The organism is Fundidesulfovibrio magnetotacticus, assembly GCF_013019105.1.
Lineage (GTDB): Bacteria > Desulfobacterota > Desulfovibrionia > Desulfovibrionales > Desulfovibrionaceae > Fundidesulfovibrio > Fundidesulfovibrio magnetotacticus.
This window is the reverse complement of record NZ_BLTE01000016.1, coordinates 17,109-43,894: the sequence shown is the minus strand read 5'-3', so window position 1 is coordinate 43,894 and position 26,786 is coordinate 17,109. Positions and strand designations below refer to the sequence as shown.

The following is a 26,786-nucleotide window of genomic DNA, read 5'->3' as shown; positions in this document are numbered from 1 at the left end:
TTTCTTTGGTCCGCCCCCGTCCGAAGGGTTTGGGACCGGGCATGCGCTCCAACGGCCCGAACAGACCGGATTGTCGGCGTTCATCCAGTCAGTTTCTTGCCTGCTGGCTTCGGGAGGCCGTCCGCCGCACCCTCCGCCCCTGTCTACGCGGTCAGCGCCCGTGCGTCCGCCAGGCCATCACACGTCCGATCACGTTCTTGAGCACGTCCATCCGCACGGGTTTGACGAGGCAGTCGGTCATGCCCGCGGCCAGGAAGGAGTCCAGCTCGCTCCTGGTGGAGTAGGCGGACAGGGCGACGATAGGAATGGCCGGGTCGCCCGCCGCGCCGCCCCGGATGATGCGCGTGGCCTCCACGCCGTCCATGACGGGCATCTGCACGTCCATGAGCACCAAGTCGAACGCCCGAGCCGCGAGGAGTTCCAGGGCTTCCTTGCCGTTGTGCGCCACCTGGACGGAATGCCCGAGCTTTTCAAGCATGATTGTGGCGATCTGGCGGTTGATCTGTTCGTCCTCCACCAGGAGCACCCGGCAGGCGCCGGAGGCGGAGGCCCCGGCATCGGGGGCGGCCCCGGCCGGGAGCTTGTGGGGCAGGCCGACGCGTACGCTGAAGGCGATGGTTGCGCCCCGGCCCTCGGCGGAGTCCAGGCAGACGGAGCCGCCCATGAGCGCGGCCAGCCGCTTGACGATGGAGAGCCCGAGCCCCGTGCCCGGGCACTGCTTGGTGTAGGAGCTGTCGCCCTGGGTGAAGGGCTGGAAGAGCTTCGGCAGAAGAGCCTCGGGGATGCCCGGGCCCGTGTCGGTGATGATGAAGAGCAGGACGCGCTGGTCCGGCACGGTTTCCAGGAGGACAGGGGAGAGGGTGATGGTGACGCCGCCGGATTCGGTGAACTTCACGGCGTTTGCCACCAGGTTGAAGAGGATCTGCCTGATCTTGGGGGCGTCCCCGACCACCTCTTCCGGCAACCCTGGGGACGAGGAGCAGGCCAGCTCCAGCCCTTTGTTCCTGGCCATGCCCGCGAAAAGCGCCACGGGTTCGCGCAGAAGGTCCTGGGGCGCGAAGCGCTCCAGCGTCATCCGTTCCCGCCCGGACTCGATGCGCGAGAGGTCCAGGATGTCGTTGAGCAGCCGCAGCAGCCTCGCGGAAGACTCGTAGGCCTGCGTGACGTATTCGGCGCGTTCCTCCTCCGTGGCGGCCATGTTGAGCAGCTGGAGCATGCCCATGACCCCGTTGAGGGGCGTGCGGATCTCGTGGCTCATGTTGGCCAGGAACTCGCTCTTGGCCCGGGAGGCCGCCTCGGCCTCCTCCTTGGCCCGGGCCATGGCCTCGGTGGCCAGGACGCGTTCGGTGACGTTCTCGTGCGCCACCACGATCCTGGCCGGCCCCTCGCCGGGGAACCGGGTGATGCGCACGGAGAACCAGCGCCGCTCCTCGCGGGAATGGCAGGGATACTCCAGGGTGAAGGAGGCGATCTCCCCGGCCAGCACCCGGCGCATGGCGGTGGCGATCCTGGAGGCGGCCACGGCGTCCTCGCCCACGGCGTTGCGGCAGACGTCGAAGTAGTTGGCCCCTTCGCTCACCGAGGCGGGGATGCAGGAGTTGCGCACCGCGAAGGAGCGCCACGCGGCGTTGACGGCCAGGATCTGGCCTGTGTCGTCCACGATGGCGATGTGCGCGGACAGGCCGTTGAGCGTCCCCCGCGCGAACCGTTCGGACTCCACCAGGCCTTCCTCGGCCTTCTTTCTGGCCGAGATGTCGCTGACGGAGAGGAAGAGCATGGTTTCGCGCGCGAGGTCCACCGACTGAGGGGCCGCGTCGTAGAGAGAGGCTTCCAGGAGCACGGACCGGGGGGGGGCGCCGGGCACGTTCAGGTCCGTCTCCACCCGCTTGCCCGCCGGGCTTTTGAAGAACGCCCTGAAGCGGGCCAGGAACACCGGGCGAGCTTCGGGCGCGATGAACTCGAAGAACGGCCGCCCCACCGGTTTGCGGCCCCGCCAGTCCACCATCTCCATGAAGGTGATGTTCACCTCCTGGATCATGGCGTCCTTGTCGAGGACCACGTAGCCCACCGGGGCCTTGTGGAAGAGGATGGAGAACCGCTCGTAGGCCTCGGCCAGTTCGAGATGGGAGCGCCTGAGCTCCTCGTTCTGGATCTCCAGTTCGAACTGGTGGACCTGCAGTTCGTGGAGGACCGCACGGACTTCCTCTCCCGCGCCGGCCCCGCCGGTGTCGTCCTGCTCGCGGAGAAGGCGCTCGGCCCGCTCCCGAAGGTCCTTGAGGGAGTTTGTCTTGCTGTTGCTCATCGCGGTGCGCCTCGGGGGGGGCGGCGGGTTCGCCTGTCCGGCAACGGACGAAGGGCAGTAAGGTTCATGCGTCGTTATCCTTCTTCACGCGCCCGGAGGCGGAAACAGGTTCCGCGTGCCCCTCGGGCGTCAGGCCCGCCTGGCACTCGGCGAGCTTGAGCCTGGTGATGTTCTCGTGCGCCACCAACACCCGCCTGCCGCGCGGGGTCTCGAAGGAGGCGATCCGCGCCAGGAACCAGCGCTGGGTATCGCCGGAATGGCAGGGGTACTCGATCTCCACCGGCGTCTCCCGACCCCGGAGCGCTTCCCGGATGGCGGCGGCCACCAGGGGGGCTTCTTCGTGGTATGGCCCCGAAGACTTGTCGCAGATGGCGAGGTAGTCGGTCCCCACGGCGCCGTCGGGGAGGGACAGGCCGTTCTCGCGGCCGAAGCTGTGCCAGGCCGTGTTGACGTATTCGATCACCCCGCGCTGGTCCAGGATGGCCACATGGGCGGGCATGGCGTCCACCACGGCGCGCAGATAGTCCTGGGAGAAGCGCAGGGCGTCGCGGGCCGTGACGAGGTCGGTCACGTCGTGGATCATGCCCCTGGAGTGTGTCGTGCGGCCCGTCTCGTCGCGCCCCTCCATGGACTTCTCGTGCACGATGCGCACCTCGCCGCCGGGGCGGACGATGCGGTGGATGGCCTCGTAGGGCAGCCCTTCGCGCACGGCGCGGGTGTAGGCCTCGTTGAGCTCTTCGCGGTCTTCGGGGTGCGCCATGGCCAGAAAGCTTTCATAGGAGGGCGAGAACTCGCCGGGCCGGACGCCGAAGATGCGGTAGACCTCGTCCGACCAGTCGAGCCTGCCGGTCTTGAGGTCGAGGTGCCAGCTTCCCACGTGGGCCATCTCCTGGGCCATTTCCAGGAGTTCCTTGTTGCGGGCCAGGGCCTTCTGGCTCTGCTTGAGCGGCCCGGTGTCCGTGAAGGTGATGATCATCCCAGCCTGCGAGGTGGCCCCGATGACGTAGGGCAGCACGCGCATGAGGTAGCATTCGTCCCGGGAGATGCAGGCCTCCAGGGAGACGGGCTCCCCGCTTCGCTCCACCTGGCGCAGCGTGGCCAGAACGTCCACGCCTTCCAGCCGGTGGGTCAGGTGGGAGATGGGGCGGCCGATGTCGCTTTGCAGGATGCGGAAGATCCTGGTCGCGGCCGGGGTGAATTTGCGGATCTCCAGGTTCTCGTCCAGGAACACCGTGGCGATCCGGGTGGCCGAGATGAGGTTGTCCAGGTCGTTGGTGATTTCGGTGAGCTCCAGGATCTTGTTCTGGTACTCGGCGTTGACCGTGTGCAGCTCCTCGTTGACCGACTGGAGCTCCTCGTTGGTGCTTTGCAGCTCCTCGTTGCTGGCCAGCAACTCCTCGTTGGTGGCCTGCAACTCCTCGTTGGAGGTTTCCAGCTCCTCGATGGTGGCCTGGAGGTTTTCCTTGGTGAACTGGAGGTCCTGCTCCAGGTCCAGGATGCGCTGTTCGGCCTCGCGGCTGATGTCGAGTTCCTGCACAGCGCCGGGTGCGGCCTCCTGCCTGGCGGGCAGGAACTCCTGGAGGATCACCGCCGCCAGGGACATCTGTCCCTTCTTCTCCGGCAGGGGGCGGATGCGCATCTGGATGACGCGCGCGGACTCTTTGCCGGGGATGCGGATGTTGCTGTAGCTGATCTCCTGGCCCGAGTGGAACACCTTCTGGAGCCCGGTGGCCAGGGGGATGGAGAGCTCCTTCACGGCCATGCGGGTGATGTCGTTGCTTTGCCTGCCGTAAGGCAGGCGCAGGAGCCCCTCGGATTCGCCCACCAGGTGCAGGAGTTCGTTGTGTTCGTTCACCACGGCCACCAGGGGGACGTAATCCCCTGCCAGGGACTGGAGCAGCCTGTCCTGGATGCGCTCCTCCTCGCGCTGGGAGAGGGCGAAGCCGCTGCGCGGGAAGCGTGCGGCGTACTGGCGCGAAAGCCTGTCCCCCATGCCCTGGAACAGGGGCTTCTCGGCGGGCTGGCGGCGCCTGCCCCTGGAGCGGAAGAGCTTGAAGCGATGGTGCAGGGGCTCGAAGAATTCGCCCATCTCGCCCGGCGTTTCGCTGGTGCCAAGCAGCAGGATCCCCAGGGGATTGAGCGAGAAGTTCATGAATTCTAGCACCTTCTGCTGCAGAACCGGCTGGAGGTAGATGAGCAGGTTGCGGCAGCTCAAGAGCTCGATGTTGGTGAAGGGTGGGTCCTTGATGAGGTTGTGCTGGGCGAAGACCACCATCTCCCGGAGCGGCCTGCACACCTGGTAGTGATCGTCGCGGCGCACGAAGTACTTGGCGAGCATCCCCGGCGGCAGGTCGGCGGCGATGGACTCGGCGTAAAGGCCGTTGCCCGCGTGGAGGATGGCGTCGCGGTCGAGGTCGGTGGCGAAGATCTTGACCGAGGGCGGATTCTCCATGCGCTCCTGGCATTCCATGGCCAGGATGCCCAGGGTGTAGGCCTCCTCCCCGGTGGAGCACCCGGCCACCCAGAAGCGCACCTCGCGCTGTTCGGTGTTCTTGAGCAGGGCCGGAAGGTAGGTGTTGCCGAGTTCGGTGAACACCTCGCGGTCGCGGAAGAAGCTGGTCACGCCGATGAGCAGTTCGCGGTAGAGGGTGGAGACCTCCCCGGGGCTGGATTCCAGCAGGCGCACGTAGTCGCGCAGGTCGGCGGTCTGGCAGACGGTGATGCGGCGCTCGATGCGCCGGAGCACCGTGCTGGGCTTGTAGTAGGTGAAGTCCACCTTGGTCAGGTCCCGGAGCAGGGCGAAGATGCGGATCAGGCCGTCCTCGTCGGAGAGCAGGGACTGGGGATGACCCTGGGAGGAAGCGAAGGGGTGCTTGGCGAAGGAAATGAGCTTGCCCGGCATGGCGTCGGGCGGCAGGATGATGTCGGGCAGTCCCGTGGCGATGGCGGCGCGGGGCATGCCGTCGAACTTGGCGGAGTCCTCGCTCTGCACCATGACCATGCCGCCGGCCTCCTTGACGGCCCGGATGCCGCGCACCCCGTCGCTGCCGGTGCCGGAGAGGATGATGGCGATGGCCTTTTCTCCCTGGTCCTCGGCCAGGGAGCGGAAGAAGACGTCGATGGGCAGGTTGATGCCCTTGGCGTGGTCGGTGTCCTTGAGGATGAGCTTGCCGTGGAAGATGGTCAGCTGTTTGCGCGGCGGGATGAGGTAGACGGTGTTGGGCTCCACCTCAATGCCTTCTTCGGCGCGGCGCACGTTCATGGCCGTGCGTTTGGAGAGCAGCTCCACCATGAGGCTCTTGTAGTCCGGGGAGAGGTGCTGGATGACGATGAACGCCATGCCGCTGTCCGCGGGCATTTGGGAAAAGAAGGCGTCGAGGGCTTCGAGACCGCCGGCGGATGCGCCGATGCCGACGTAGTACTTGGGCTCGGTGTTTGCGCTCGACATGCGTTACTCCATACTGGGCAACCAGTGTTGAACGATTGACGTCGCCATGCGCCCGGAAAACGTTCGCGTCCACGCCCTGAAAGGGTTTGCGCATTTTGCCGTGCAGCCAATGTGGAACTGACTTTAGTAGATAATAAACAATACGGTGAACACAGTCCAGAGCCGCGGTGGGCAGTCTGGGCCAGACGCCGGGCATGGGGCGCGCGAGGGTCCGCCCGCGAACACCGGAACGGCCGCGATGTCTTCGGCCCATGAGAAGCTCCAGGAATGATCGCCTGTTGAGTTGGGCCTCCTTAGCGTGTAGGCCGGTGCATCGGCAGTTGGTGCGAACCGGAAACCACATGGCCTGGACGTAAAGGGAGATCCGATGAAGCGTTTCGTGTTGGTCGTGGCGTTGTGTGCGGTCAGCCTCTTCGGGGCGCTCTCTCCGGCGGGCGCGGCCGGGCGGTTCAACCAGTTCGTGGGGCTGGGCGACAGCACCCTGGACAGCGGTTATTTCCGCTACGCCTCCTCGGGCAACGCGGCCGTGAACGCCCAGCTTCTCGCGGCCATCGCCGGGGGGGCCCAGGGCGGTTTCGCCGGGCCGGGGGTGATGACCTCCACCATGCTGGCCGGGCGGTTCGGCCTGGGCGCACAGCCCTCCAGCGCGGGCGGGGGCAACTACGCCAACGGCTCGGCCTACTCCGCGCTCCTCTCGGCCGCCCCTGGCCAGCCCGCCACGCCGGGCAACCTGCCCGGCAACGTGGCCACCACGCAGCAGATCGCCGGTTTCCTGGCCTCCGTGGGGGGCGCGGTGAACCCCAACGCCCTCTACGTGGTGAACACCGGCAACAACGACCTGATCTTCGTGCAGCGGCAGGGGGCGGACTGGATCGCCGCCAACCCCGGCTTCCTGGGCGGGCTGGCCAACCAGCTGGCCGGGAGCGTGGCGGCCCTGCAGGCCGCAGGGGCGCGCACCATCATCGTGCCCAACTCGTTCTACACCGCGACCCTCACCGGCCTGGGCGGCGTGCTGCCCGCCGCCAACGCCGCCGACTACGCGCGGGCCTTCTCCTACGGGCAGATGAAGTGGTCGGCCCTTTCGGCGGCGGGCGTGCGCTACATCCCCGCCGACCTCCACAGCCTGTTCCGCTACGTGTCGGTGAACCCAGGGCTCTTCGGGTTCACACCGTCCTCGGTGCTGGCCTCCAACGCCCCGTCCCCGGTGGCCGCCCTGGTCACCAGCTGGGCCGACATCACACCCCTGCAGATGCAGACCTTTCTGTTCATCGACGGCAAGCACCTGACCACCGCCGGACAGCAGATCGAGTCGGATTACGAGTACAGTCTGCTCACCGCGCCCGTGCTGATGTCCCTGCTGGCCGAAGGTCCGGTGCAGGGAGGGCTTTCGCGCGCGGCCACCATCCAGGGGCAGATCGACCTCTCCGGGAGGCATCGCGGCGAGAACGGCGTGCACGTGTGGGCCACCGCCGGGGCGGGGTCGCTGCGGATGCAGACCTCCTCGGGCTTCGGGGAAGCGTCCGGCGTGCCGTTCGCGGGTTCGGCGGGCGCGGACTACCAGACGGCCTTCGGGCTCATCCTGGGCGCGGCCTTCACCGCCGGGACCCAGACCCAGGACTTCTCGCAGGGCGCAGGCCGCTACGACCAGAACGAACAGGCCTTCAGCCTCTACACGGCCTACCAGAAGGGACCGGTGTGGGGCAACGCCGTGGCCTCCTACGGCCTCTACCAGGACAAGATCCGCCGCGAAGTGGCTCTGGGCCTCTTCACGGACCACAACAGCGCCGACACCACCGGCGACTCCCTGGGCCTGGCCCTGCGCCTGGGCGCGGACCTGCAATGGGGCGCGCTGACCACCGGGCCGGTGGCCGGGCTGGTGCTGCAACGGGTTACCATCCAGGGCTTCACGGAATCCGGCACGAGCGGCGTGACGGCCCTGTCCTTCGGGGAGCAGCGGCGCGACTCGGCCGTGAGCCAGCTGGGCTGGCGCGTCCAGGCGGACGTGGGCCGGTTCCAGCCCTTCGCGGAGGCCAAATGGCACCATGAACTGGCGGACCCCAAACGCAAGGTGAAGGCCTCGCTCACTACTGCGGCGGCCCCGTCCTACTCCATGGACGCCGCCCCCGTGGCCGTCGACTGGGGCGCGCTGATGCTCGGGGCCAACGTCAAGATCAACGACCGGGTGATGCTCCGGGCGTCGTTCTCCAGCATGTTCGGCAACCCGCAAGTGAACACCTGCGGCGGCGAGCTGGGCGTGAACGTCAGCTTCTGACGGCCCGCCCCGGGATGCCCGTCCAAAAATGAAGCGGCTTGCGCCTGAGACGCAAGCCGCTTTTGTTTGGGGGGTGCCGTCGAGGGAGCGGTGACCGATCCGGGCTCGCCGTGCGCCCGGAGAGTGCTTGTGTCCCTCCCGCCGGGCCGCTGCCGTCGGAGGCCGGGCGCGGCCCCTGCAGGAGCCGCGCCGGGGGCCTTCTCCCGTTAGCCTTTCACCAGTTTCACGGGCGACTGGTAGAACACCGCGCTCGCCCCGATCTTGTCCACCAGGCCGGTGTTCTTGAGCACCGGGTCCAGACGCATGGCCGCGTTGGCGTGGATGCCCGTGCCGCGCCTGGGGTCCGGGGCGATCTTCTTGCCGTCGATCTCCCAGGCCCCCGCGCCGTATGCCCAGTGGCCGTGGCCCAGCGAGAAGCTGACCACGCCCGGTCGCAGCCCTTCGAGCACCTTCACCTTGCCCGACACCGGCTTCTTGCCCAGGGGGCCCAGGTCCCAGACGCCCTCGGGGTTGGAGGCCGAGAGCACCCGGACCGTGTCGCCGTTCTTCAGGCCCAGTCTGGCCGCGTCGGCCGCCGAGATCTCCACGAAGTTCTCGGGGTAGGGGGCCTGGAGCCAGTAGTTGCCCGACGTGCGGGATTTGGTCTGGGTCACGGCCTTGTAGGTGATGAGCGTCAGGTCGTAGCCCTCCTTGGCGTCGGGCAGGGGCTTGTCGGCCACGTCCAGGGGGCCGGGCACGTAGCCGCCGTAGGGCAGATAGGTCTTGCCGGTGATGGAGTCCTTGGCCTTGGCCAGGTTGTCGAAGTAGATGCCCACCATCTTGCCGTACTTGTTGACGAGCTGGCCGTCCTTGTAGGCCTGGGCGTACTCCTGGAAGCGTCCGCCCTTGTTGAGGATGGTCACCACGCTGGGCCAGAGTTCCGGCCCGGCCAGGGCCTCCCAGCGCTTGGCGTCGAAGACCGTGGGGGGCAGGTGCGCCCTGGCCTTCAGGAAGATGTCCATGTCCTCCTTGGAGGCGGGGGGCAGCTTTTCGGTGCCGTCGGCCTTGTCGCCGAAGGCCAGGTTGGCGGCCATGCGGATGTACATGTCGTCCTGGTGCTTCAGGTGCAGCCCCTTGCCGAAGGCGTCGTCGCCGAAGCCCGACAGTTTGAGCTTCTCGGCCAGCCCCAACAGCAACGCCTCGAAGTTGATGGGCATCTGCTGCCCGTACACGGTGCAGGTTTCGGTCATGGGCTTGGCAGCGGGCTGGCGGAACGCGCCCACCTTGGGCGTCATGGAGGGGTGAGAGCCCACGAACTCCCAGCGCTCAAGATAGGTGAGGTCCGGGAAGACGTAGTCGGCGAAGATGCTTGTCTCGCCCACGGTGGTGTCCGAGGTGATGAACAGCGGGATCTTCTTGGGGTCGGCCAGGATGGCCGCCAGGGCGTGCCCGGCCGGGAGCGAGTAAACGGGCGTGCCCATGTAGAGCAGCAGGCACTTGAGCGGATAAGGGTAGGCGTCCCCGGCGCTGGGGATGACCTCCTGGTACACGTCCGAGGCGAAGGGGTACCACACTCTCTTGGCCGGGTAGCCCGCGAAGAGCGAGGACTTGTCGTAGCTGGTGCCGTGACGGATGATGGAGATGCCCCAGCCGGACATCTTGGCCGGGTGCTTGGTCAGGTTGTAGGGCTGTCCCTCGCGGGAGCCGTCGTGGGTGAAGGTTGTGGCCTTGGCCAGACCGCCCATCCAGTCGTGGTTGCCGATGAGCACGTTCACGAGCATCCAGGAGACCACGTTCTGGAACCCGGACGTGTGCTGGGAGACGCCCCGGTGCAGATCGCACACGGCGCGCTTGCCGTGGGAGGTGAACTCCCGGGCGATGTCGGCCACGTCGGCGGCCTCCACGCCCGCGAGCTTGCACCAGTCGTCGAAGCTCTTGGACATGGCCTCGTCGGCGTACACCTGGAGGGCGGTCTTGACCTTCACGCCGTTCAACTCGCCCGTGAAGAGGATCTGCCCTTCGGCCGGGGCCTTGGAGTCGTTGGGGTCGAAGACCACGGGCTCGCCCTTGTCGTTGACGGCCACGAAGGGGTCGAAGGTCCATTCGGCCTTGCCGTCCTTGGTGGGGAGCTTCCGGGGCTCCATGCCCAGGTCGGAGCCGCGCAGGTACACGGTGGGCTTGCCCTCGGGGGAGAGCTTCACCAGCCAGCAGGCCTGGGTCCAGGTGGGCTCCTTGTCCGCCGCCGCCGCGGCCTGGTTGGCGTTGGCCAGGTAGCGGGCGTCGTAGCGCTTGTTCTCGATGATCCAGCGGATCATGGCCTGGGCCAGGGCGCCGATGCCGTCGGGCTTCACGGGGAGCCATTTCCAGGCCCGGGCGGCGGTCTTGGAGCAGCGCGGGTCGGCCACGGCGATCTTCACGCCGTTGGCCTGGCCCTGGCTCACCTTGCTGGCTCGCAGGGGCGGTCCGTAGTTGGCCTCGAAGGGGTTTGCCCCCACGAAGAAGAGGAACTCCGCGTTGCCGGTGTCGGCCTGCCAGTAGAACTTGGAGCCGTCGGTGAAACGGCCCTCCACGAACTGGTCGGACATGGCCTTGCAGGAGAAGTAGAGCGAGCCCTGGCACACGGTGGTGTGGCCGTGGTAGTTGTAGGAGCCGCCGGAGAAGTCCGTGAAGCGCCGGACGAACTCGCTGCGCCCGCCCTTGAGGCGGCCCCAGTTCAGGCAGAACTGGTTGTTCTTCAGGCCGAAGTCCGGGTGGTCGGGGTCGAGCAGGTGCTTGAGGTTGTCGGCGTTCCTGGCCTTGAACTCCTCAAGGGTCATCTTCTTGCTGGCCACGTCGCCCGCGTCCTTCTTCAGGGCGTCGGAGACCTTGGGGTCGCGGCAGGTCAGGATGTCCTTGAGGCCGTCCACCTTGCCCTCGCCGAAGAGGTCGCCGCCTTCGACGATCTCGGCCACGGCCTGCTCGAAGGGGATGGTCTTCCACTTGTTCTCGCCGCGCTTGCCCGCCCGCTTGAGCACCTTCACGATGCGGTAGGGGTCGTAGAGGGTCTGGACGCCCGCGTAGCCCTTGGGGCACAGGGGGGCGTCCACCAGGGCCGCCTCGGCCAGGGAGGTCTTGTAGGGGAGCTGCGGGGTGAGGGTCCACGGCGAGATGGGGCTGCCGTCGATCTTCACCACCGCGCCGTTCTCGATCTTCACCTTGATGCCGCACTGGGTGTTGCACTGCTGGCAGGCCGAGAAGATCATGCCTTCGGGCTTGAAGCCCTGGTAGGGGGAGGGGTCGGCCTCGCTGGGCGCGGCCTGGGCGATCCCCTCTCCGGCGGCCAGGGCGCAGCCGAGCAGGGCGGAGGATTTCAGGAAGTCTCTGCGGTCCATATGCGTGCCTCCCTAGCGAGCCTGGCTGGGTTGCGGGGTGGTTCCGTAGAGGCCGGGAAAGAGGCGCGGCCCCATGACGAAGCCGAAGAGCGCCAGCCCGCTCACTCCGGCGGCCATGCACCATTCGGCAAGGCTGGGCAGGTAGGTGAGCAGGAGCCTGGGATGCTGCCAGGCGGTCTCCAGCCCCGGGAGCATGGCCACGCTCTGTGCCGGGACCACGAAGGCCCAGCGCGCCCCGGCGAAACCCGCCAGGATGAACAGGCAGGCCCAGGCGGCCAGGGCGGGGTTGTTGCGGCACTGGGGCAGCAGGATGAGCGGCAGCACGACGCCCGCCACCACGTGCAGACCCCAAAAGGCCCACGCGCCCGGACCGGCGGCCAGATTGGCCAGGGCCGCCGTGGTTTCCACGCGCCCGCCCTGCCAGTTGATCCACAGCCAGACGCCCTCCAGGATCGCGAAGACCACCAGCAGGCGCAGCACCACGCCCGAGAGGAGCACCGCGGCGTCCCAGTCGGTGCGGCTCCACCAGGCCAGGGAGCAGACCAGCGCCACGCCGCAGACGAGCGCGGCCGCCACGAAGAGCAGCGGAACCACGGGGCCGCTCCAGAGGCCGTGCCCGGTGAGCACCGAGAAGAAGAAGCCGTTGGTGAAGTAGAAGCAGAGCCCCACGGGGATGGTCACCCAGCTCCAGAGGACGGCCTGTCCTTCGTCGCCCCGTGCGAAGGCCAGGGCTTTCAGCAGGGAGACCACGAGCACGCCGCCGAAGAAGACGAACATCCAGAACATGGGGGAGGTGAGACTGGGCGAGAGCACGAAGTTGAACATGCGCTCGTAGCGTCCCAGGTCCGAGGCGATGGCGATGCCCGCGCAGACCTCGGCCACCAGTGCTGCGTAGGTGGCCAGCCCCCCCAGCGGCTTGAGCTGCCTGTAGCCGAACAGCTCCGTGAGGGCCGAGACCAGCAGGCCGCCCGCCGAGAAGCCCACGAACAGGAGGTACATCACCACGCCCATGCCCCAGGGCACATAGGAGCCGAGGTTCGTCCCCCCGGCGCGGTGGATGATCACGTCCACGACGCCGTAGGCGAGGGCGGCCAGGCCGATGCAGCTCAGGTACAGAAGAGGCTTGTTGACGCTTGCTTTCATGGCGTGCCTCCTAGGCCAGGTAGAACACGGCCGGGCGGGTGCCCAGTTCCGGCTTGAGCGTGGTGGCGCGGGGCGATCCGATGAGTTCGCTCACCAGAGAGGCGGGGTCGTTGCGGTCCCCGAAGATGGTGGCGCGGCCCACGCAGCTGGTCACGCAGGAGGGCAGCTGTCCCACGGCCAGCCTGTGCAGGCAGAAGTGGCATTTGCGGGCGTTGCCTATGGGCGAGCCCTTGCCGCGCTCGCCCCAGTTCCTGCCGTATTCCGGGGCGTTCTGTTTCTCGTAGGCGCGGGCGGCGTAGCGTCCCTGCACCTGCCCGGGGGATTCGGCCGTGCGCGAGGTGTAGAACCCCCCGAAATCGGCGCAGCGCGCCCCGTAGGGGCAGGCGGCGATGCAGTAGCGGCAGCCGATGCAGCGAGTGTAGTCCATCACGGTGACGCCCTGGGCGTTCTTGTAGGTGGCCGTCACCGGGCACACGGCGACGCAGGGCGGGTTCTCGCATTGCATGCAGGGGCGGGGCAGGAAGCGGCGACCCACGTTGGGGTAGGTTCCGGTCTCCTGCTCGATCACGGGGCGGTAGACCACCCCCGGCCCCAGGCGGTTCTCCGAGGCGCAGGCCACCGCGCAGGCGTGGCAACCGATGCACTTGGCCTGGTCGATGACCATGGCCCATTTGACCTGCGCCTTGTCCTTGGCCGAAGCCCGCTTGAGTTCGCGGTACATTCTGACCAAGGGGTCTTCGGTAGGCAGACTTCCGCTCATGACCTCCCCCCGCGTTTAGGTGGTTGTTCGCAATTGCGGTCCGGACAGCAACGGTACTTGCCCAGCGCGGCGAGATCCTTGCGTGCCGGTTCGACGGTCTTCATATGTCGCGTCAGGGTGTCCACGATCTCGCGGGCAAGTGGCGGCGCGTCGTCCGCGAGCCGGTAGAAGGCCCACGTCTTGTGGCGGCGGTCGCTGACCAGCCCGGCATTCTTCAGGTGCGCCAGGTGGCGGGAAATGGTGGACTGGGGCATTTCAAGGGCATGGGTCAGGTCGCAGACGCACAGTTCGCCGTCGGCTAGGAGGTGGACGATGCGCAGGCGTGTTTCGTCGCTCAAGGCCTTGAAGAGGCTGGGAAAGGACTTCATGGTCCATTCTTTAATCCGAATAGCCGGATGAAGGCAAGGAATTGTTCGAAAACGTGACGCAACGACGCGAGCCGCCCAGGTGCGGCGTGGCTGGCCGGGTCAGGGATTCCCGGGCAGTTCCTGCCCCATGCACTGGAGCAGGCCCATGCTCCAGAGGCAGTCGCCGCAGGGGACGGGCTCGCCGTAGCAGTCGTTTTCGAGGTCGGTGGTCTCGATGTCCTCGCAGGGGTAGACGTTGCAGCTGGGGCAGTGGGGGAACCCGCCCCTGGCGGCCCTGGCCCGGAACTCCCGGTAAGCTTGGCCGTTCCAGGCCTCCAGGAGGGAGACTCCGGGCAGATGGCCGAAATGCCGGGGGACCACCTGCTTGCGGCGGCCGTAGAAGTGGCACTCGAAGGCGCGCCACAGGAAGTGGCAGGGGGCCACCCGGCCGTCCCAGGCCACGAAGGTCCCACCCTGCTCCACGGCCTGGCAGGGGCGGCGGGTCCGGGGCCGAAGCGGCGGCAGCGCCAGGGACATCCCGCGCTCCCAGGCCGTTTCCCGGGCCTGGGCGAAAACGCGTTCGGCCTCAGTCAGATCCTCGCCCGAGAAAAGGTTGACCACGTGGAAGGGGATGTCCTCGCGCATGGCCGTGCCGGTCATCTCCGTGACGAACTCCACGATGCGCTCTTCCTCGGGGCTCTTGCGGTATTTCCAGAGCACATCGAAGTAGCGCGCCGTGTCGATGCCCTCCCGTTTCGCCCGCGCGGCCCACTCCGCGTGGAAGCGCACCGAGCGCTCCGGGGAGGCTGCGAACACAGGCTGGTCCGCCAGGGCCTCGCCGTAGGGCAGGATGTGCGAGACCACCAGCCGCGTCACCCCCCGCTCGGCCAGCCAGGCCGTCACGGCCGGAAGCTCCCGCAGGGTGTCGCGCATGAGCACGAACTCCGCGCCCACCTCGACGGCGCGGCCCGGCATGCGGGCGTTGGCCTCGGCCAGGGCCTCCAAGGCGCGTTCCACCCGGCCCAGGCTGCCCCCGCCCCGGACGCTGCTGAACCGCTCCGGGGAGGCGGCGTCCACGGAGAGGAACACCTTGTCCAGCCCGGCCCCGGCCAGGGCCAGGGCGCGCTCTGCGTCCAGAAGGTGGCCGTTGGTCTGGAAGCCCACCCAGCTCCCGGCGGGCATGAGCGCCTTGGCGCGGCGCACGAAGCGCTCCAGGAGCGGGTGCAGCAGCGGCTCCCCCACGCCGTTGAGCACCAGGGCCTCCAGATGCGGGAACGCCGGGACGAGGGCCTCGAAGGTCTCCGGGGACATGTCGCCCTCGGGGGCTCTCTCCGCGCAGGAATGCTTGACGCACATGGCGCAGCGCAGGTTGCAGCGGGAGGTGACCTCGACGAAGAGGCGCGAGGGGGCTGGGGCGAGCGCGCGTGCGGCGGAGGGCGCGGGGAGTTCGTTCACGGCGGGGTCCTCTTGGGGTCTTCTCGGGTCCGGCCGGGACCGGATAGCGCCTCGTTACGCGTCAGGCAACACCTCAAGAGGCTGGATCGCCCGCGCCCGGCCGGGAGCAGATGGGGCAGTCTGACTCCCTGGGCTCATAGTCCACGACCGAGCCGCGCGCGTCCAGCTCCAGGCGGCAGCACGCCTCGATCATGCGGCGCAGCCGGGCTCTGCCGCGCACCACGCGCGCCTTCAAGGCCGCCAGGGAGATGCCCAGGCGCTGGGCGGCCTCCTTCCGGGGCAGTCCCTGCAGGTCGGCCAGGGCGACGGCCTCGCGCAGACCGGGTGGCAGGGCCGCGAGCATGGGGGCCATGCAGGCCGCCATCTCCCGGAGGGGGACGCCGCCCTCCCCGGGGAGGGCGGCCAGATCGTCCGGGAGCGGGGCCGTGGGGCGTCTGGCCCGGAAATGGTCCGTCACGGCGTTTCGCGCGATGGCGTAGAGCCACGCGCGGGGCTGCGCGATGCGCATTTCGCCCTGCAGGGAGCGGATCATCTTCAGGAACACGTCCTGGAGGATGTCCTCCGTCTCGGCAGGAGACTTCACCCGGCGCAGGATGAAGGCCTTCAGCTCCTCCCTGTGTCCGCGCCAAGCCGCTTCGAGACCTTGCCGCATGGCCCCGCCGCCTACCGTTTGACCGCTTCGATGACCGCCGAGGCCACGAGCCCCTTCAGGTCGACGTTGGGGAACATGGCCGCCAGCTTCTCCGCGCTCCCCGGGCTTGGGCGCACGCACGCCCCGGCGAAGCCCGCGTCCGCCAGCATGGCCTCGAGCCTGCCCACGGTTTCCGCCCCGGCCACGCACTCGGCGTGGAGCCGCACGTCCCGGCGGATGTCCCCGGGCATGTCCGCCAGGGCCACGATGTCCGTCATGGCGATGCGTCCGCCGGGCCTGAGCACGCGGAAGGCCTCCCGGAACACCCGGGCCTTGTCCGTGCTCAGGTTCACCACGCAGTTGGAGATCACCACGTCGGCCTCGCCGTCGGCCACGGGCAGGTGCTCGATCTCGCCCAGCCGGAAGCTCACGTTGGCGCACCCGATGGAGCGCGCATTCCTTCTCGCCTTTTCGACCATCTCCGGCGTCATGTCCACGCCGATCACATGCCCCGCGTCCCCCACCTGGCGGGCGGCCAGGAAGCAGTCGAAGCCGCCGCCGCTGCCCAGGTCCACCACCGTCTCGCCGGGCCTGAGCGCCGCGATGGCCTGGGGGTTGCCGCAGCCGAGGCCCATGTTGGCCCCCTCGGGCATGTCCTGGAGTTCCTTGGGCGTGTAGCCCACCTTCAGGGCCAGGTCCCGGGCCTGGGCTGGGTCCGTGGAACCGCAGCATCCGCTCTCGCAGCATCCGGCTTTGGAGCCCCCGGCCGAGGAGCCGCTGGCCGTGGAGCCCCCGGCCGTTCCGTCTCCCGGAACCGCCCCCCGGGCGGTTCGCGCGTAGCGCTCGCGTATGGTGGTCCTGATGATTCCGGCGTCCGTAGCGTGCATTGTCATGCCTCCCTTGCGGTGTGTTGTGCAGGGAAGACGGAGAAAGCCGGGAAAGGATGCATCGAAAGACGCCCCGCCGAAAAGATTCCCGGCGGGGCGGCGGAGGAGGGGGGGCTCAGGAGCAGGCGGAGCAGGCGGCCCGGGCGGCTGCCGGGGCTTGCTCCTCCAGCCGCGCGGCCATCTCTGCGGCCACGTCGCGGGCGTGCCGGGCGATCTCCTCCTCGGGCATCTCGTCCACGCTGAAGAGGTCGCGGTTGAAGTCGATGAGGCTGTCGGCCACCACCACCTCGGGCTCCAGACCCTCCAGCACGCCCTGCATCATGCGCGTGGCGCACTTCAGGAAGCAGCCCTCCATGGCGATCACCAGGGGGGCGTTGCGCACCAGGGCGCGCTGGCCGGTGTCCTTGGTGAAGGCCCCGCCCAGGCAGACGCGCACGGTCTTCCCGGGCAGCAGGGAGTGGCAGAGAATGTTGGAGGCACGCCGGGCGATCTCGCCGCGCAGGCAGGAGCCCTCGCAGCACATCACCGCCACGGGCTTCACCGATTCGCGCGCGGAGAAGTCCTCGCACAGCTGGCAGACGCCCGCGGGCTTGCGGATGTAGACGGTCTCGTATTCCTTCTCGCGGAGACTGGTGGCCTCGGCGCAGGGGGTCTTCTGATTGCAGCTCATGGTTCGATCCTCCGTTGGTTGGGTTGTCTCAGTTTCCGGCGGCGCAGCAGCCGCATGTCCTGGGGGCTCCGGCGGGGCGGGCGTCTTCCAACAGTTCGTACAGGATGCCGGCCGCGCTGGCGGTGTAGCGCTTGCATTTCTCCATGTTTTCCTGGGGGCCCAGGGCGGCCAGCACTTCCTTGCAGCTGGTGCGGCCGGTGAGGGCGAGCACGCGCTCGCGGAAGTCGGCGGCCTTGTCCGCCACGTCGTCCCAGTCGCAGCCCGCCCCGGCGCGTCCCCTGAGCGCCCCCAGGGCCACCAGGCCCCCGGCCAGCGCGCCGCACATCTCCTCGCGGCTGCGGCCCACGCCGCCGCCGAAGGGCGTGGCCACGCCCGTCGCGATCTCCGCCGGAGCCTTGCCCGAGCCCTCCAGCACCGCCGCGTAGATCGCCTCCGAGCAGATGAGTCCGCCCTGGAAGAGCTCGTAGGCCCTGCGTTCCACTTGTGCCTTGTCCATGTCCGTCCTCCTTGCGCGTCCTGGCCGGGGCTTTCCGCCCCGGTTGACAGCGTTGATTGATCTGGATAGCGGATTAACAACGTCAATCGATCTAATCCAACGATTCGTTTAGATCGGGTCGATCGAATCCGCCGAACGGAGCGAGGCAGACATGGAATTGCGCGATCTGAAAACCTTCGTGGCCGTGGCCGGCCTTCTGAGCTTCAACCGGGCGGGCGAGGCGCTGCACGCGGCCCAGTCCACGGTGTCGGCGCGCATCGCGGCCATCGAGGCTGATCTGGGCGTGAAGCTCTTCGAGCGCCTGGGCAGGCGGGTGGCGCTCACCGAAGCCGGGGAGCGCCTGAAGGACTACGCCCGCAAGATACTGGACCTGGAGGACGAGGCCAGGGCCTGGGTGTCCGGGGAGGCCGAGGCCCGGGGTGCGCTTACGGTGCGCGTGCCCGAGTCCCTGTGCGCCTGCCGGATGGGCGGGGTGATCCGGCGCTTCCGGGAGCGCTTCCCCAACGTGCGGCTGAGCTTCACGGCCTGCACCCTGGAGGGCCTGGAAAAGGACCTGCGCCAGGGCGTGACGGACCTGGCCTTCCTCATGGCCGATTCCATCCGGGCGGGCGACCTGGTGGTGGAGCTTCTGGGCGTGGAGCGACTCCTGCTGGTGTCCGCCCCGGGGCACCGGCTGGCGGCGCTTGGGCAGGTGGGGGCGGAGGACCTGCGGGGCGAGACGCTGGTGCTCTCCACGGCGGACTGCTCCTACCGCAGGATGTTCGAGGGGCTGCTCTCGGAGAAGGGCGTGGAGACCGCCGCCGGGGTGGCCTTTTCCAGCGCGGCGGCCCTGCGCGGGTGCATCATGGACGGGGTGGGCGTGAGCCTCCTGCCCGAGCTGGCCGTGCGCGCGGACCTGGAGGCGGGACGCCTGGCCGCGCTGGACTGGCGCGGCGGCGAATTGGAGACGGCCGTGCTGATGATCCGCCACAAGGACAAGTGGCTCTCGCCCCCGCTGGCCGCGTTCATGGACATGGTGCGCGAGACGCTCATGCAGGGCGCGCCAGCGCCCACGAAGCCGCTGCTGGAGCGTCTGTTCAACCCGGAGGCGTCGCCGGGCGGGGAGGGGCGCTGCTGCTGAGGCCTCGGCGCGCTCGGCAGAACCCCTCAGGCGGTCTCCAGACCATATCAGGGGCGTGAGGCCGCCAACCGGGAGCGCCGCCCTTTCCGGTGAACCCTCGGCCCTCTCCCCGGGGCCTCAGTCCGTGCCGCCGCCCCCGGCGCTCGCTCCGGGAAAGCCCAGCACGAACGCTTTGATTTCGTCGCGCACGCGGCGGTAGTGGCCAAGGGCCTCCTCCTCGGTCCTGGCGTCCCGGGCCAGGGCGGGGGGGTCGTCGAAGCCCGCGTGGACGCGCCGGGCCTTGCCGGGGAAGTAAGGGCAGTTCTCGTTGGCGTGGCCGCAGAGGGTGACGATCACGTCGAACTCCTGCATGGGCAGCTCCTCCACGGTCTTGGAGGCCTGCCCGGAGATGTCCACCCCGGCCTCGGCCATGGTCCGCACGGCCAGGGGGTTGAGGCCGTGTCTCACCACCCCGGCCGAAAAGGCCTCGATGTCGTGGGGCCGGAGCGCGCGGGCGAAGCCCTCGGCCATCTGGCTGCGGCAGGAGTTGCCCGTGCACAGGAAGAGCACTCTTGTCTTGGGCTGCATGGCGTATCCTCTCGCGCGGCGGCCGCCTTTGCCTTGCGGGCCGCCGGACTGCATGAAGCGGGCGCTGTCCCCGTGGACGCCGCCCTAGGGTTTGCAGGAGACGTGGCACACCCCCAGCGGCGTCTGAACCACGTGGGGGAAGTGCTTGCGCCGGATCCACAGGGCCACGTTCACCAGGGCGATGAGCACGGGCACCTCCACCAGGGGGCCGATCACGGCGGCGAAGGCCTGACCCGAGTCGATGCCGAACACGGCCACGGCCACGGCGATGGCCAGCTCGAAGTTGTTCGACGCCGCCGTGAAGGAGAGCGTGGCCGACTGCTCGTAGGTGGCCCCGGCCTTCCAGGAGAGCCAGAAGGACGCCAGGAACATCACCAGGAAGTAGACGCACAGGGGGATGGCGATCAGCACCACGTCGAAGGGCAGGCGCACGATGACTTCGCCCTTGAGCGAGAACATCACCAGGATAGTGAACAGAAGCGCCGTGAGCGTGATGGGGCTTATGCGCGGGATGAATTCCTCCTCGTACCACTCCCGGCCCTTCACCTTGAGGCCGATGAAGCGCGAGGCCATGCCCGCCAGGAAGGGGATGCCCAGGTAGATGAACACGCTCTCCGCGATCTGGCCCATGGAGATGTCCACGGCCATGCCCTCAAGGCCGAGCAGGCCCGGCAGGAAGGTGATGAACAGCCACGCGTAGACCGGGAAGAACAGCACCTGGAAGATGGAGTTGAAGGCCACCAGCCCGGCGCAGTACTCGCGGTCGCCCGAGGCCAGGTCGTTCCAGACGATGACCATGGCGATGCAACGGGCCAGCCCGATGAGGATGAGCCCCACCATGTACTCGTGATGGCCCGAGAGGAAGGCGATGGCCAGGAGGAACATGAGCGCGGGCCCGATCACCCAGTTCTGGGCCAGGGAGAGCGCGAGCACCCTGGCGTCGCGGAACACCTGGCCGAGCTTTTCGTACTTCACCTTGGCCAGGGGCGGGTACATCATGAGAATGAGCCCGATGGCGATGGGGATGTTGGTGGTTCCCACCTGGAAGAACTCCACCACGCCGCGCACGCCCGGCATGGCCCAGCCGAGGAGCACGCCCGCGAGCATGGCCGCGAAGATCCAGAGGGTCAGGTAGCGGTCGAGGAACGAGAGTTTCTTGGTGACGCTTTCGGTCATGATCGGCCTCCGGCTTGTTCGTGGTCTTCCGTGTCCTTTGGGGATCCCGTGTTTTTGAGAGGGGATACCCTTGGTTCCCGCTTATCCGGATTCACGCGCCAATGAAAGGCCTGGCGATGAAGTAGACGCCGAACAGCCCGATCAGGCCGCCCGCGCCCTTGCGGAACCAGCCGCCTCCGTTGCGCATGGCCCCGTTCTCCAGCCAGCGCTGGACCAGGGCCGTGGAGCTTCCGGCGGCCACGATGGGCAGGCAGTGGCCCACGGCGAACAGGGTGATGAGCGCCAGGCCCGTCATGACCTTCTCCTGGATGGTGATGAGCGCCAGGATCGGGGCGATGAACCCGAACGTGCAGGAACCCGAGAGCGCCCCGTACGTCAGGCCCAGGAGGAACGCCCCGCCCGCGCCGCGCACCTTCATGCGGCCCATGCGCCCCCCGGAGAGGGAGCAGCGGGCCACGCCGAGCATGTCCAGGGCCACCCAGACCAGCACGGCCCCCACGGCGATGGTCCAGTAGGGTCCGATGTCGCCCAGCATCCGCCCTAGCAGGGAGCAGGCCGCGCCGATGGCCGCGATAGTCAGGAAGAGGCCGGAGGTGAACGCCAGGGAGTACCCGGCGGCCTCGCGGCCCTCCATGAGCCGCCCCTGCCCGGCCACGTAGCCGACGATCAGCGGGATCGAGGCCAGGTGGCACGGGCTGAAGAGCACGCTCACCACGCCCCAGAGGAAGCATCCCGCCGCGGCCAGGGCGAAGCTGTCCACCATCCAGGCGTTGATCGTGAGGAAGAACTGGTCGAGCATGGGTGAACCCTACTGGGCCAGGAGTTTGTCCAGGACGGCGGCGATGGCCTGCTGGTCCATGAAGCCCTCGTGCCTGAACGTCTCCTTCCCCTGCCGGTCGTAGAAGATCTGCGTGGGGATGGCGCGCAGCCCGTACTTCTTGCCCTGCTCCGGGTTCTCCCACACGTCGATGAAGAGGATGGCCGCCCGGCCGACGTAGTCCTTCTCCAGGGCGGACAGGACGGGGATCATCATCTTGCAGGGGATGCAGGACTTGGCGCCCAGGTCGAGCATGGTCACGGTGTTCCTGGCCGGGGCCTCGGGGAGGTCGGCGGCCCGGACCGGAAGGGCCCGGGCCAGCAGGACGAGGACCGGCAGAGCCAGGACGCACAGGGCCGGTAGGAGCGCCAGGCGCCTGAGACGCGACATCAGGCTTGGGCTCCCGCGTCCATGGCGCTTTTGCCCGCGTTCATCACCTTGGCCACATCCGCCGGGTCCATGTCGAGTCGGCGGTCCTTCACCTTTTCAATGCCCAGGTCCGTGACGATCACATGATGCTTCAGGGGAATGCCCTCGCGCTCCAGGATGGCCTTGGCGCAGCCCACCTGGCAGCCGTCCAGCACCATCACCTGCGGGGTGTCCTGGGCGGACTTGACGAAGCCGCTCAGGCCCCCGCCGATCCCGGCCAGGCAGAACATCTTGCCGTAGCCCTCGCGCGTGAGCTCCACGGCGGCCTGGTTGGTCAGCTGTCCCACATTGGACCCTCCCGAACAGGCGAGAATCATGATGTCCTTTTCCTTCGAGCAACATGTAGCGGTCATGGCGGCCTCCCGGCGTTATCCGTTGATCCAGGCGGCGATCTCCGCCTTGGCGGGCACCTTGCCCACGCACTTCACCACGCCGTCCACGGCCACGGCCGGGGTGGAGAACACCCCCATCCGCGCGATCTCCTGGAAGTCGGAAACCTTCACCACCCGGGCGTCCACGCCCTTCTCGGCAACCACTTCCCGGACGAGCTTCTCGGTCTCGTGGCATTTGGGGCACCCCGGCCCCAGCACCTTGATTTCCATTTTTTCCCCCGGAGGTTACAGAATGAAGTTGAACAGATAGCCCACCAGCAGGATGCCCAGGCCCACCACGCCCGCGAACGTGGCCAGCAGGCGCGGCTTGAGCACCTTGCGCAGGATGATCATCTCCGGCAGCGAGAGCGCGATGACGGCCATCATGAACGCCAGCACCGTGCCCAGGGCCGCGCCCTTTTCCAGCAGCGCGTGCACCACGGGGATGATGCCGGCCGCGTTGGAATACATGGGGATGCCCAGGGCCACGGCGGCGGGCACGGACCACCAGGCGTCGCGTCCCATGATGGAGGCCATGAAGCCCTCGGGCACATAGCCGTGGATGCCCGCGCCCACGGCGATGCCCGCCAGCACCCAGGGCCATGTGCGGCCCACGATCTCGCGCACGGCGGTCCACCCCGCGCGGAGCCTGCCCGCCCAGGTCAGCTCCTCTTCGGGGAGGTCCTGCCCGGCGTGGATCAGGCGCACCCATTCCTCCAGATGGCCTTCCATCTTCAACCGGCCGATCACCCAGCCGCTGACCATGGCCACCACGAGGCCCGTGACCAGATAGAGCCCGGCCACCTTCCAGCCCATGAGCCCGTAGAGCAGCACCAGCGCCACCTCGTTGACCATGGGCGCGCTGACCAGGAAGGAGAAGGTGACGCCAAGCGGCACCCCGGCCGTGACGAAGCCCACGAAGAGCGGCACGGCCGAGCAGGAGCAGAACGGCGTGACGATGCCAAGGAGAGCGGCCAGCACGTTGCCGAAGGCCTCCCTGCGCCCGGCCAGCAGCCTGCGCGCCCGGGCGGCCGTGAAGAACGAGCGCAGCACGCCCACGCCGAACACCACCAGCGTGAGCAGCAGGAGCACCTTGGGCCCGTCGTAGAGGAAAAAGGCCACTGCCCTGGCGAGGCTGTCGCCCTTGGCCATGCCCAGCAGGCCGTAGGTGAGGCCGTTCGCCCAGGGCTCAAGCTGCCCGTAGAGCGCCACCCAGAGGGCCAGCGCCGGGACTCCCAGGGCGAGGTAGCGCCTGAGCGCCACGCGTTCGTCCAGTTTTGCGTCCCGGGTTGCCGCCGCGGCCAGGCCGTCGCCGTCGCGGCGCGGGCCGCCCTCCGTCGCGCCGATGCGCAAGTCTTGTAATCCGTTCATTGCAATCCTCGTTCGTGGTGCCCGGAGCGGCCGGGTCGTTCCCGTGCCCGCGCCGGGGGCGTCGTAATTTTTGGGCATCCCGGCCTCGCGAACGCCGTGCGGCGTCCGCGCAAGCCATGCCCTGCTCAGCGGCCGGGCCTGGCCGCGCAGATGGATTCCCGGCGGATGCCGTCCAGGCCCTCCAACAGGCGGGCCACTTCGGGGTCGTCCTCCAGCCAGTCCTTCAGGTGTCCCAGGAGCGCCACGGCGTAGGGGCCGGCGTCCTGGGCCAGGGAGTAGTTCACCCACTGCCCGGCCTTGGCGCTCTGCACGAGCCCCGCGTCCTCCAGCGTCTTGAGGTGGTTGGAGACCGTGGGCTGGGCGATGCCCAGGGCCGCCTGCAACTCGCAGACGCACAAGGGCCTCTGGTGGAGCATCTTCACGATCTTCACCCGGTTGGGGTCGGACAGGGCCTTCATGACGCGGACGAATGCCTTCATGCTTGAATCTCCATATTTGCATGTAGCTATATGCTTGGTGTTGCGACCCGTCAAGGGGCGCTTCGCACATGGCGAGAGATTTCATTCCAGGGGGGGGCGGACGCGGAGGCGAGCCCCGCCGTACCTGGCTGCGCGGGCAGACGGAGGGAAGGGGGGGGCGTCGGATCGCGTCTGACGGGGGGGCAGGCAGGAAACCGGTCGCCCGGCCAGTGCCGGACCGGGCGCTCCGGCGTAACGCTGTCCTTGCGGTCGCGATCCGGGCTGGCCGTGTCCGCCGCGCGCCGTTCCTAGCGTCCGCGCATGATGTCGCGGTGGGGCGGCTCCCCGAAGAGGCGCTTGTACTCGCGGCTGAACTGGGCGGGGCTCTCGTAGCCCACGGCCAGGGCCGCCCCGGCGGCTGTCTCGCGCTCGGCCAGCATCAGGCGCTGGGCCTCGTAGAGGCGCAGGCGCTTGTGGAACTGCAGGGGGGAGAGGGTGGTCACCTCCTTGAAATGGCGGTGGAAGGTGGAGGTGGCCATGTTCACCAGGCGGGCCAGGCTGTCCACCTGGAGGGGCTCCCGGTAGTTGCTCTTGAGCCAGTTGATGGCCTTGGCGATCTGGTTGCCCTGGCTGCCCAGGGTGTTGATCCCGCGCAGGTGCGCCCCTTGCGGTCCCAGCAGCAGGCGGTAGTGGATTTCGCGCACGATCAGCGGCGCGAGCACGGGGATCTGCCCGGGCTTGTCCAGAAGCTCCACCAGGCGCAGGAAGGCCTCCAGCACGTCGGGGTCCACGTTGTCGATGGAGATGCCCTTGTTGCGGATGGTTGTGGATTCCTGGGGCGCGGGAGTCTCGGCCGCGAGGCGGGTGATCAGGCCCTTGTCCAGCACCAGGGCCACGGCCAGGAAGGGCCGGTCGCGCGTGGCGTCCAGCACGCAGGAGGAGCTGGGCATGTCCACCCCGGCCACCAGGCACTGGTTCTCGCCGTAGCGGTACTCCTCGGAGCCGAGCACGGAGCGCTTGAAGCCCTGCACGATCACGGCCGCGATGGGCTCCGAGAAGCAGTTCTCCACCTTGTGGGGCTCCTCGCGCCGCGAAAGGCGCAGGCCCTCCACGGCGGTCTCGTAGACCCCTTGCCCGGGCATGCGCGCAAGCAGTTTCTCTTTCAGCAGGCGGTTCGCACGCTGGATTCTTTCGGCATCGGTGTCGCTCATGGCCGCGCAAGTCCTCCGTTTCATGCGGGATGTGCGGCGGCTGTCGCCGCGCGCGCGACCTTTTCATAGCGCCTGCCCCCGCGTATGACCAGCGCCGGGAGAGGATCAGGCAAGAATCGGGCAGGATCGTGTCTACCGGGCCGGACCGCGCGGCCCTATACGCCCGGTCATCGGGGACCGGTACGCCACCGGCGAACCCATCCACCAGCAAGGAGACCGTGATGCTCACCAGAAAAATGCCCAAGACCGGCGACGAACTCTCCATCCTGGGGTTCGGCTGCATGCGCATGCCCTTGAAGGACGGGGCCATCGACGAGCCCCGGGCCATCGCCCAGATCCGCTCGGCCATTGAGGCCGGGGTCAACTACCTGGACACCGCCTGGCCCTACCACGGCGGGGCCAGCGAGCCCCTGCTGGGCAAGGCCCTGCAGGGCGGCTGGCGCGACCGCGTGAAGGTGGCCACCAAACTGCCCACCTGGCTCATCCACTCCCGCGAGGACATGGACCGCTACCTGAACGCCCAGCTGGAACGCCTGGGCACGGACCGCATCGACTACTACCTCGTCCACGCCCTGGACGGCGTTTCCTGGGACGCCATCGACAGCCGGGGCGTGCGCGCCTTCCTGGACCAGGCCAAGGCGGACGGCCGCATCGTCAACGCCGGGTTCTCCTACCACGGCCTGCCCGAGGACTTCGCGCGCATCGTGGACGCCCACCCCTGGGAGTTCTGCCAGATCCAGTACAACTACCTGGACCAGGAATATCAGGCGGGCACGGCGGGCCTGAAGCACGCGGCCTCCCGGGGCCTGGGCGTGGTGGTCATGGAGCCCCTGCGCGGCGGCAACCTGGCCCTGCCCGAAGCGCCCCCGGCCGTTGCCGCCCTGTGGGACCAGGCCCCCGTGAAGCGCACCCCCGTGGAGTGGGCTCTGCGCTGGGTGTGGGACCACCCGGAGGTGACGGTGGTTCTTTCGGGCATGAACGAGGAGTCGCACATCGCCCAGAACCTGGCCGTGGCCGCTCAGGCCGCGCCGCGCTCCCTGACCGCCGGGGAATTGGAGCTTGTGGAGCGCGTGCGGCGCACGTATCATGAGCTCATGCAGGTGGACTGCACGGGCTGCGCCTACTGCATGCCCTGCCCCGCGGGCGTGAAGATCCCCACCTGTTTCGATTTCTTCAACAAGATGCACATGTTCGGCAACGGCGACGAGGCCCGGTTCATGTATGCGGCCTTCGGAGGCGGCATCACGGGGGGCGGCACCACCGGGTTCGCCTCCCAGTGCGTGGCCTGCGGCGAGTGCCTGGAGAAGTGCCCGCAGCACATCGCCATCCCGGAGATGCTGGAGCGGGTGGCCGCCGAGATGGAGGGGCCGGGCTTCGAGGGCCTGCTGGCCGCGGCCAGGCAGCACCTGAAGAGGGACCTTTAGGGACGAAGCTTCCGTCCGGGCGGCGCGCCCCCGCGCCGCCCGGACCGGAACATCCACCGCAACCACCGACCGCGCGCGAGC

The 26,786-nt window shown here is 68.4% G+C and carries 23 protein-coding genes; 3 read left to right on the top strand and 20 right to left on the bottom strand.

The genetic code is table 11. The annotated features are described in order from the left end of the window. Nucleotides 1-151 precede the first annotated feature (151 nt). Nucleotides 152-2,302, bottom strand: coding sequence for a PAS domain-containing hybrid sensor histidine kinase/response regulator (locus NNJEOMEG_RS16000; RefSeq protein ID WP_173086254.1), 2,151 nt, complete (start codon nt 2,300-2,302; stop codon nt 152-154). 64 nt (nt 2,303-2,366) lie between these two features. After that, nucleotides 2,367-5,750 carry a chemotaxis protein CheB gene (locus NNJEOMEG_RS15995; RefSeq protein ID WP_173086253.1) on the bottom strand — a complete coding sequence of 1,128 codons (3,384 nt, stop codon included), beginning with the start codon at nt 5,748-5,750 and terminating at the stop codon, nt 2,367-2,369. Between the two features lie 367 nt (nt 5,751-6,117). Here NNJEOMEG_RS15995 and NNJEOMEG_RS15990 point away from each other — a divergent pair, with 367 nt between their 5' ends. Continuing rightward, nucleotides 6,118-8,022, top strand: coding sequence for an autotransporter outer membrane beta-barrel domain-containing protein (locus NNJEOMEG_RS15990; protein ID WP_173086251.1), 1,905 nt, complete (start codon nt 6,118-6,120; stop codon nt 8,020-8,022). A 206-nt stretch (nt 8,023-8,228) separates the two neighbouring features. On the opposite strand, the gene NNJEOMEG_RS15985 is transcribed toward NNJEOMEG_RS15990, so the two are convergent. From NNJEOMEG_RS15985 to NNJEOMEG_RS15945, 9 genes are all read right to left on the bottom strand, one after another. Beyond that, nucleotides 8,229-11,372, bottom strand: a complete 3,144-nt coding sequence (locus tag NNJEOMEG_RS15985; RefSeq protein ID WP_173086249.1) for a molybdopterin dinucleotide binding domain-containing protein — start codon at nt 11,370-11,372, stop codon at nt 8,229-8,231. A gap of 12 nt (nt 11,373-11,384) precedes the next feature. Beyond that, the gene (nrfD, locus tag NNJEOMEG_RS15980; protein WP_173086247.1) at nt 11,385-12,515 is read right to left on the bottom strand and encodes an NrfD/PsrC family molybdoenzyme membrane anchor subunit; all 1,131 of its coding nucleotides are present in this window, start codon (nt 12,513-12,515) and stop codon (nt 11,385-11,387) included. 10 nt (nt 12,516-12,525) lie between these two features. Beyond that, nucleotides 12,526-13,275 (bottom strand): 4Fe-4S dicluster domain-containing protein, encoded by a 750-nt coding sequence (locus NNJEOMEG_RS15975; protein WP_173086245.1) that lies wholly within the window; start codon nt 13,273-13,275, stop codon nt 12,526-12,528. Next, complete coding sequence (locus NNJEOMEG_RS21120; RefSeq protein WP_173086243.1) at nt 13,272-13,643, bottom strand: ArsR/SmtB family transcription factor; 372 nt, start codon at nt 13,641-13,643, stop codon at nt 13,272-13,274. Before NNJEOMEG_RS21120 ends, NNJEOMEG_RS15975 begins: the two co-directional genes overlap by 4 nt. Before the next feature lie 99 nt (nt 13,644-13,742). Continuing rightward, nucleotides 13,743-15,077: a radical SAM/SPASM family putative metalloenzyme maturase gene (locus NNJEOMEG_RS15965; protein WP_173086241.1), complete on the bottom strand. Its 1,335-nt coding sequence runs from the start codon at nt 15,075-15,077 to the stop codon at nt 13,743-13,745. Between the two features lie 73 nt (nt 15,078-15,150). Then, nucleotides 15,151-15,729 carry an RNA polymerase sigma factor SigZ gene (sigZ, locus tag NNJEOMEG_RS15960; RefSeq protein WP_173086239.1) on the bottom strand — a complete coding sequence of 193 codons (579 nt, stop codon included), beginning with the start codon at nt 15,727-15,729 and terminating at the stop codon, nt 15,151-15,153. 11 nt (nt 15,730-15,740) lie between these two features. Beyond that, nucleotides 15,741-16,595, bottom strand: coding sequence for an arsenite methyltransferase (arsM, locus tag NNJEOMEG_RS15955; protein WP_217270587.1), 855 nt, complete (start codon nt 16,593-16,595; stop codon nt 15,741-15,743). A 115-nt stretch (nt 16,596-16,710) separates the two neighbouring features. Further along, a complete protein-coding gene (locus tag NNJEOMEG_RS15950) occupies nt 16,711-17,265 on the bottom strand; it encodes a putative zinc-binding protein (protein ID WP_173086235.1) in 555 nt (184 codons plus the stop codon). A gap of 28 nt (nt 17,266-17,293) precedes the next feature. Then, a complete protein-coding gene (locus tag NNJEOMEG_RS15945; protein ID WP_173086233.1) occupies nt 17,294-17,761 on the bottom strand; it encodes a C-GCAxxG-C-C family protein in 468 nt (155 codons plus the stop codon). A 151-nt stretch (nt 17,762-17,912) separates the two neighbouring features. Here NNJEOMEG_RS15945 and NNJEOMEG_RS15940 point away from each other — a divergent pair, with 151 nt between their 5' ends. Next, nucleotides 17,913-18,881 (top strand): LysR family transcriptional regulator, encoded by a 969-nt coding sequence (locus tag NNJEOMEG_RS15940; RefSeq protein WP_173086231.1) that lies wholly within the window; start codon nt 17,913-17,915, stop codon nt 18,879-18,881. Nucleotides 18,882-18,998: 117 nt separating this feature from the next. Here NNJEOMEG_RS15940 and NNJEOMEG_RS15935 read toward each other — a convergent pair whose 3' ends face one another. The 9 genes from NNJEOMEG_RS15935 to NNJEOMEG_RS15895 form a co-directional block, all read right to left on the bottom strand. Next, a complete protein-coding gene (locus NNJEOMEG_RS15935; protein WP_173086230.1) occupies nt 18,999-19,448 on the bottom strand; it encodes an arsenate reductase ArsC in 450 nt (149 codons plus the stop codon). Nucleotides 19,449-19,532: 84 nt separating this feature from the next. Next, nucleotides 19,533-20,624: an ACR3 family arsenite efflux transporter gene (gene arsB, locus NNJEOMEG_RS15930; protein WP_173086229.1), complete on the bottom strand. Its 1,092-nt coding sequence runs from the start codon at nt 20,622-20,624 to the stop codon at nt 19,533-19,535. A gap of 91 nt (nt 20,625-20,715) precedes the next feature. Beyond that, nucleotides 20,716-21,423 carry a cytochrome c biogenesis CcdA family protein gene (locus NNJEOMEG_RS15925; RefSeq protein WP_173086228.1) on the bottom strand — a complete coding sequence of 236 codons (708 nt, stop codon included), beginning with the start codon at nt 21,421-21,423 and terminating at the stop codon, nt 20,716-20,718. Between the two features lie 9 nt (nt 21,424-21,432). Then, nucleotides 21,433-21,831 carry a thioredoxin family protein gene (locus NNJEOMEG_RS15920; RefSeq protein ID WP_173086227.1) on the bottom strand — a complete coding sequence of 133 codons (399 nt, stop codon included), beginning with the start codon at nt 21,829-21,831 and terminating at the stop codon, nt 21,433-21,435. Then, entirely contained in the window at nt 21,831-22,223 is a 393-nt protein-coding gene (locus tag NNJEOMEG_RS15915; RefSeq protein WP_173086226.1) for a putative zinc-binding protein, read from the bottom strand. Before NNJEOMEG_RS15915 ends, NNJEOMEG_RS15920 begins: the two co-directional genes overlap by 1 nt. 15 nt (nt 22,224-22,238) lie before the next feature. Beyond that, nucleotides 22,239-22,472, bottom strand: a complete 234-nt coding sequence (locus NNJEOMEG_RS15910; protein WP_173086225.1) for a thioredoxin family protein — start codon at nt 22,470-22,472, stop codon at nt 22,239-22,241. Nucleotides 22,473-22,487: 15 nt separating this feature from the next. Beyond that, nucleotides 22,488-23,612 carry a permease gene (locus tag NNJEOMEG_RS15905; RefSeq protein WP_173086224.1) on the bottom strand — a complete coding sequence of 375 codons (1,125 nt, stop codon included), beginning with the start codon at nt 23,610-23,612 and terminating at the stop codon, nt 22,488-22,490. 125 nt (nt 23,613-23,737) lie between these two features. Further along, nucleotides 23,738-24,091 (bottom strand): ArsR/SmtB family transcription factor, encoded by a 354-nt coding sequence (locus NNJEOMEG_RS15900; RefSeq protein ID WP_173086223.1) that lies wholly within the window; start codon nt 24,089-24,091, stop codon nt 23,738-23,740. 287 nt (nt 24,092-24,378) lie between these two features. Next, the gene (locus NNJEOMEG_RS15895) at nt 24,379-25,281 is read right to left on the bottom strand and encodes an AraC family transcriptional regulator (protein WP_173086221.1); all 903 of its coding nucleotides are present in this window, start codon (nt 25,279-25,281) and stop codon (nt 24,379-24,381) included. A gap of 221 nt (nt 25,282-25,502) precedes the next feature. On the opposite strand from NNJEOMEG_RS15895, the gene NNJEOMEG_RS15890 reads away from it, so the two are divergent. Beyond that, nucleotides 25,503-26,705 (top strand): aldo/keto reductase, encoded by a 1,203-nt coding sequence (locus NNJEOMEG_RS15890; protein ID WP_173086219.1) that lies wholly within the window; start codon nt 25,503-25,505, stop codon nt 26,703-26,705. The last annotated feature ends 81 nt before the right edge of the window (nt 26,706-26,786 follow it).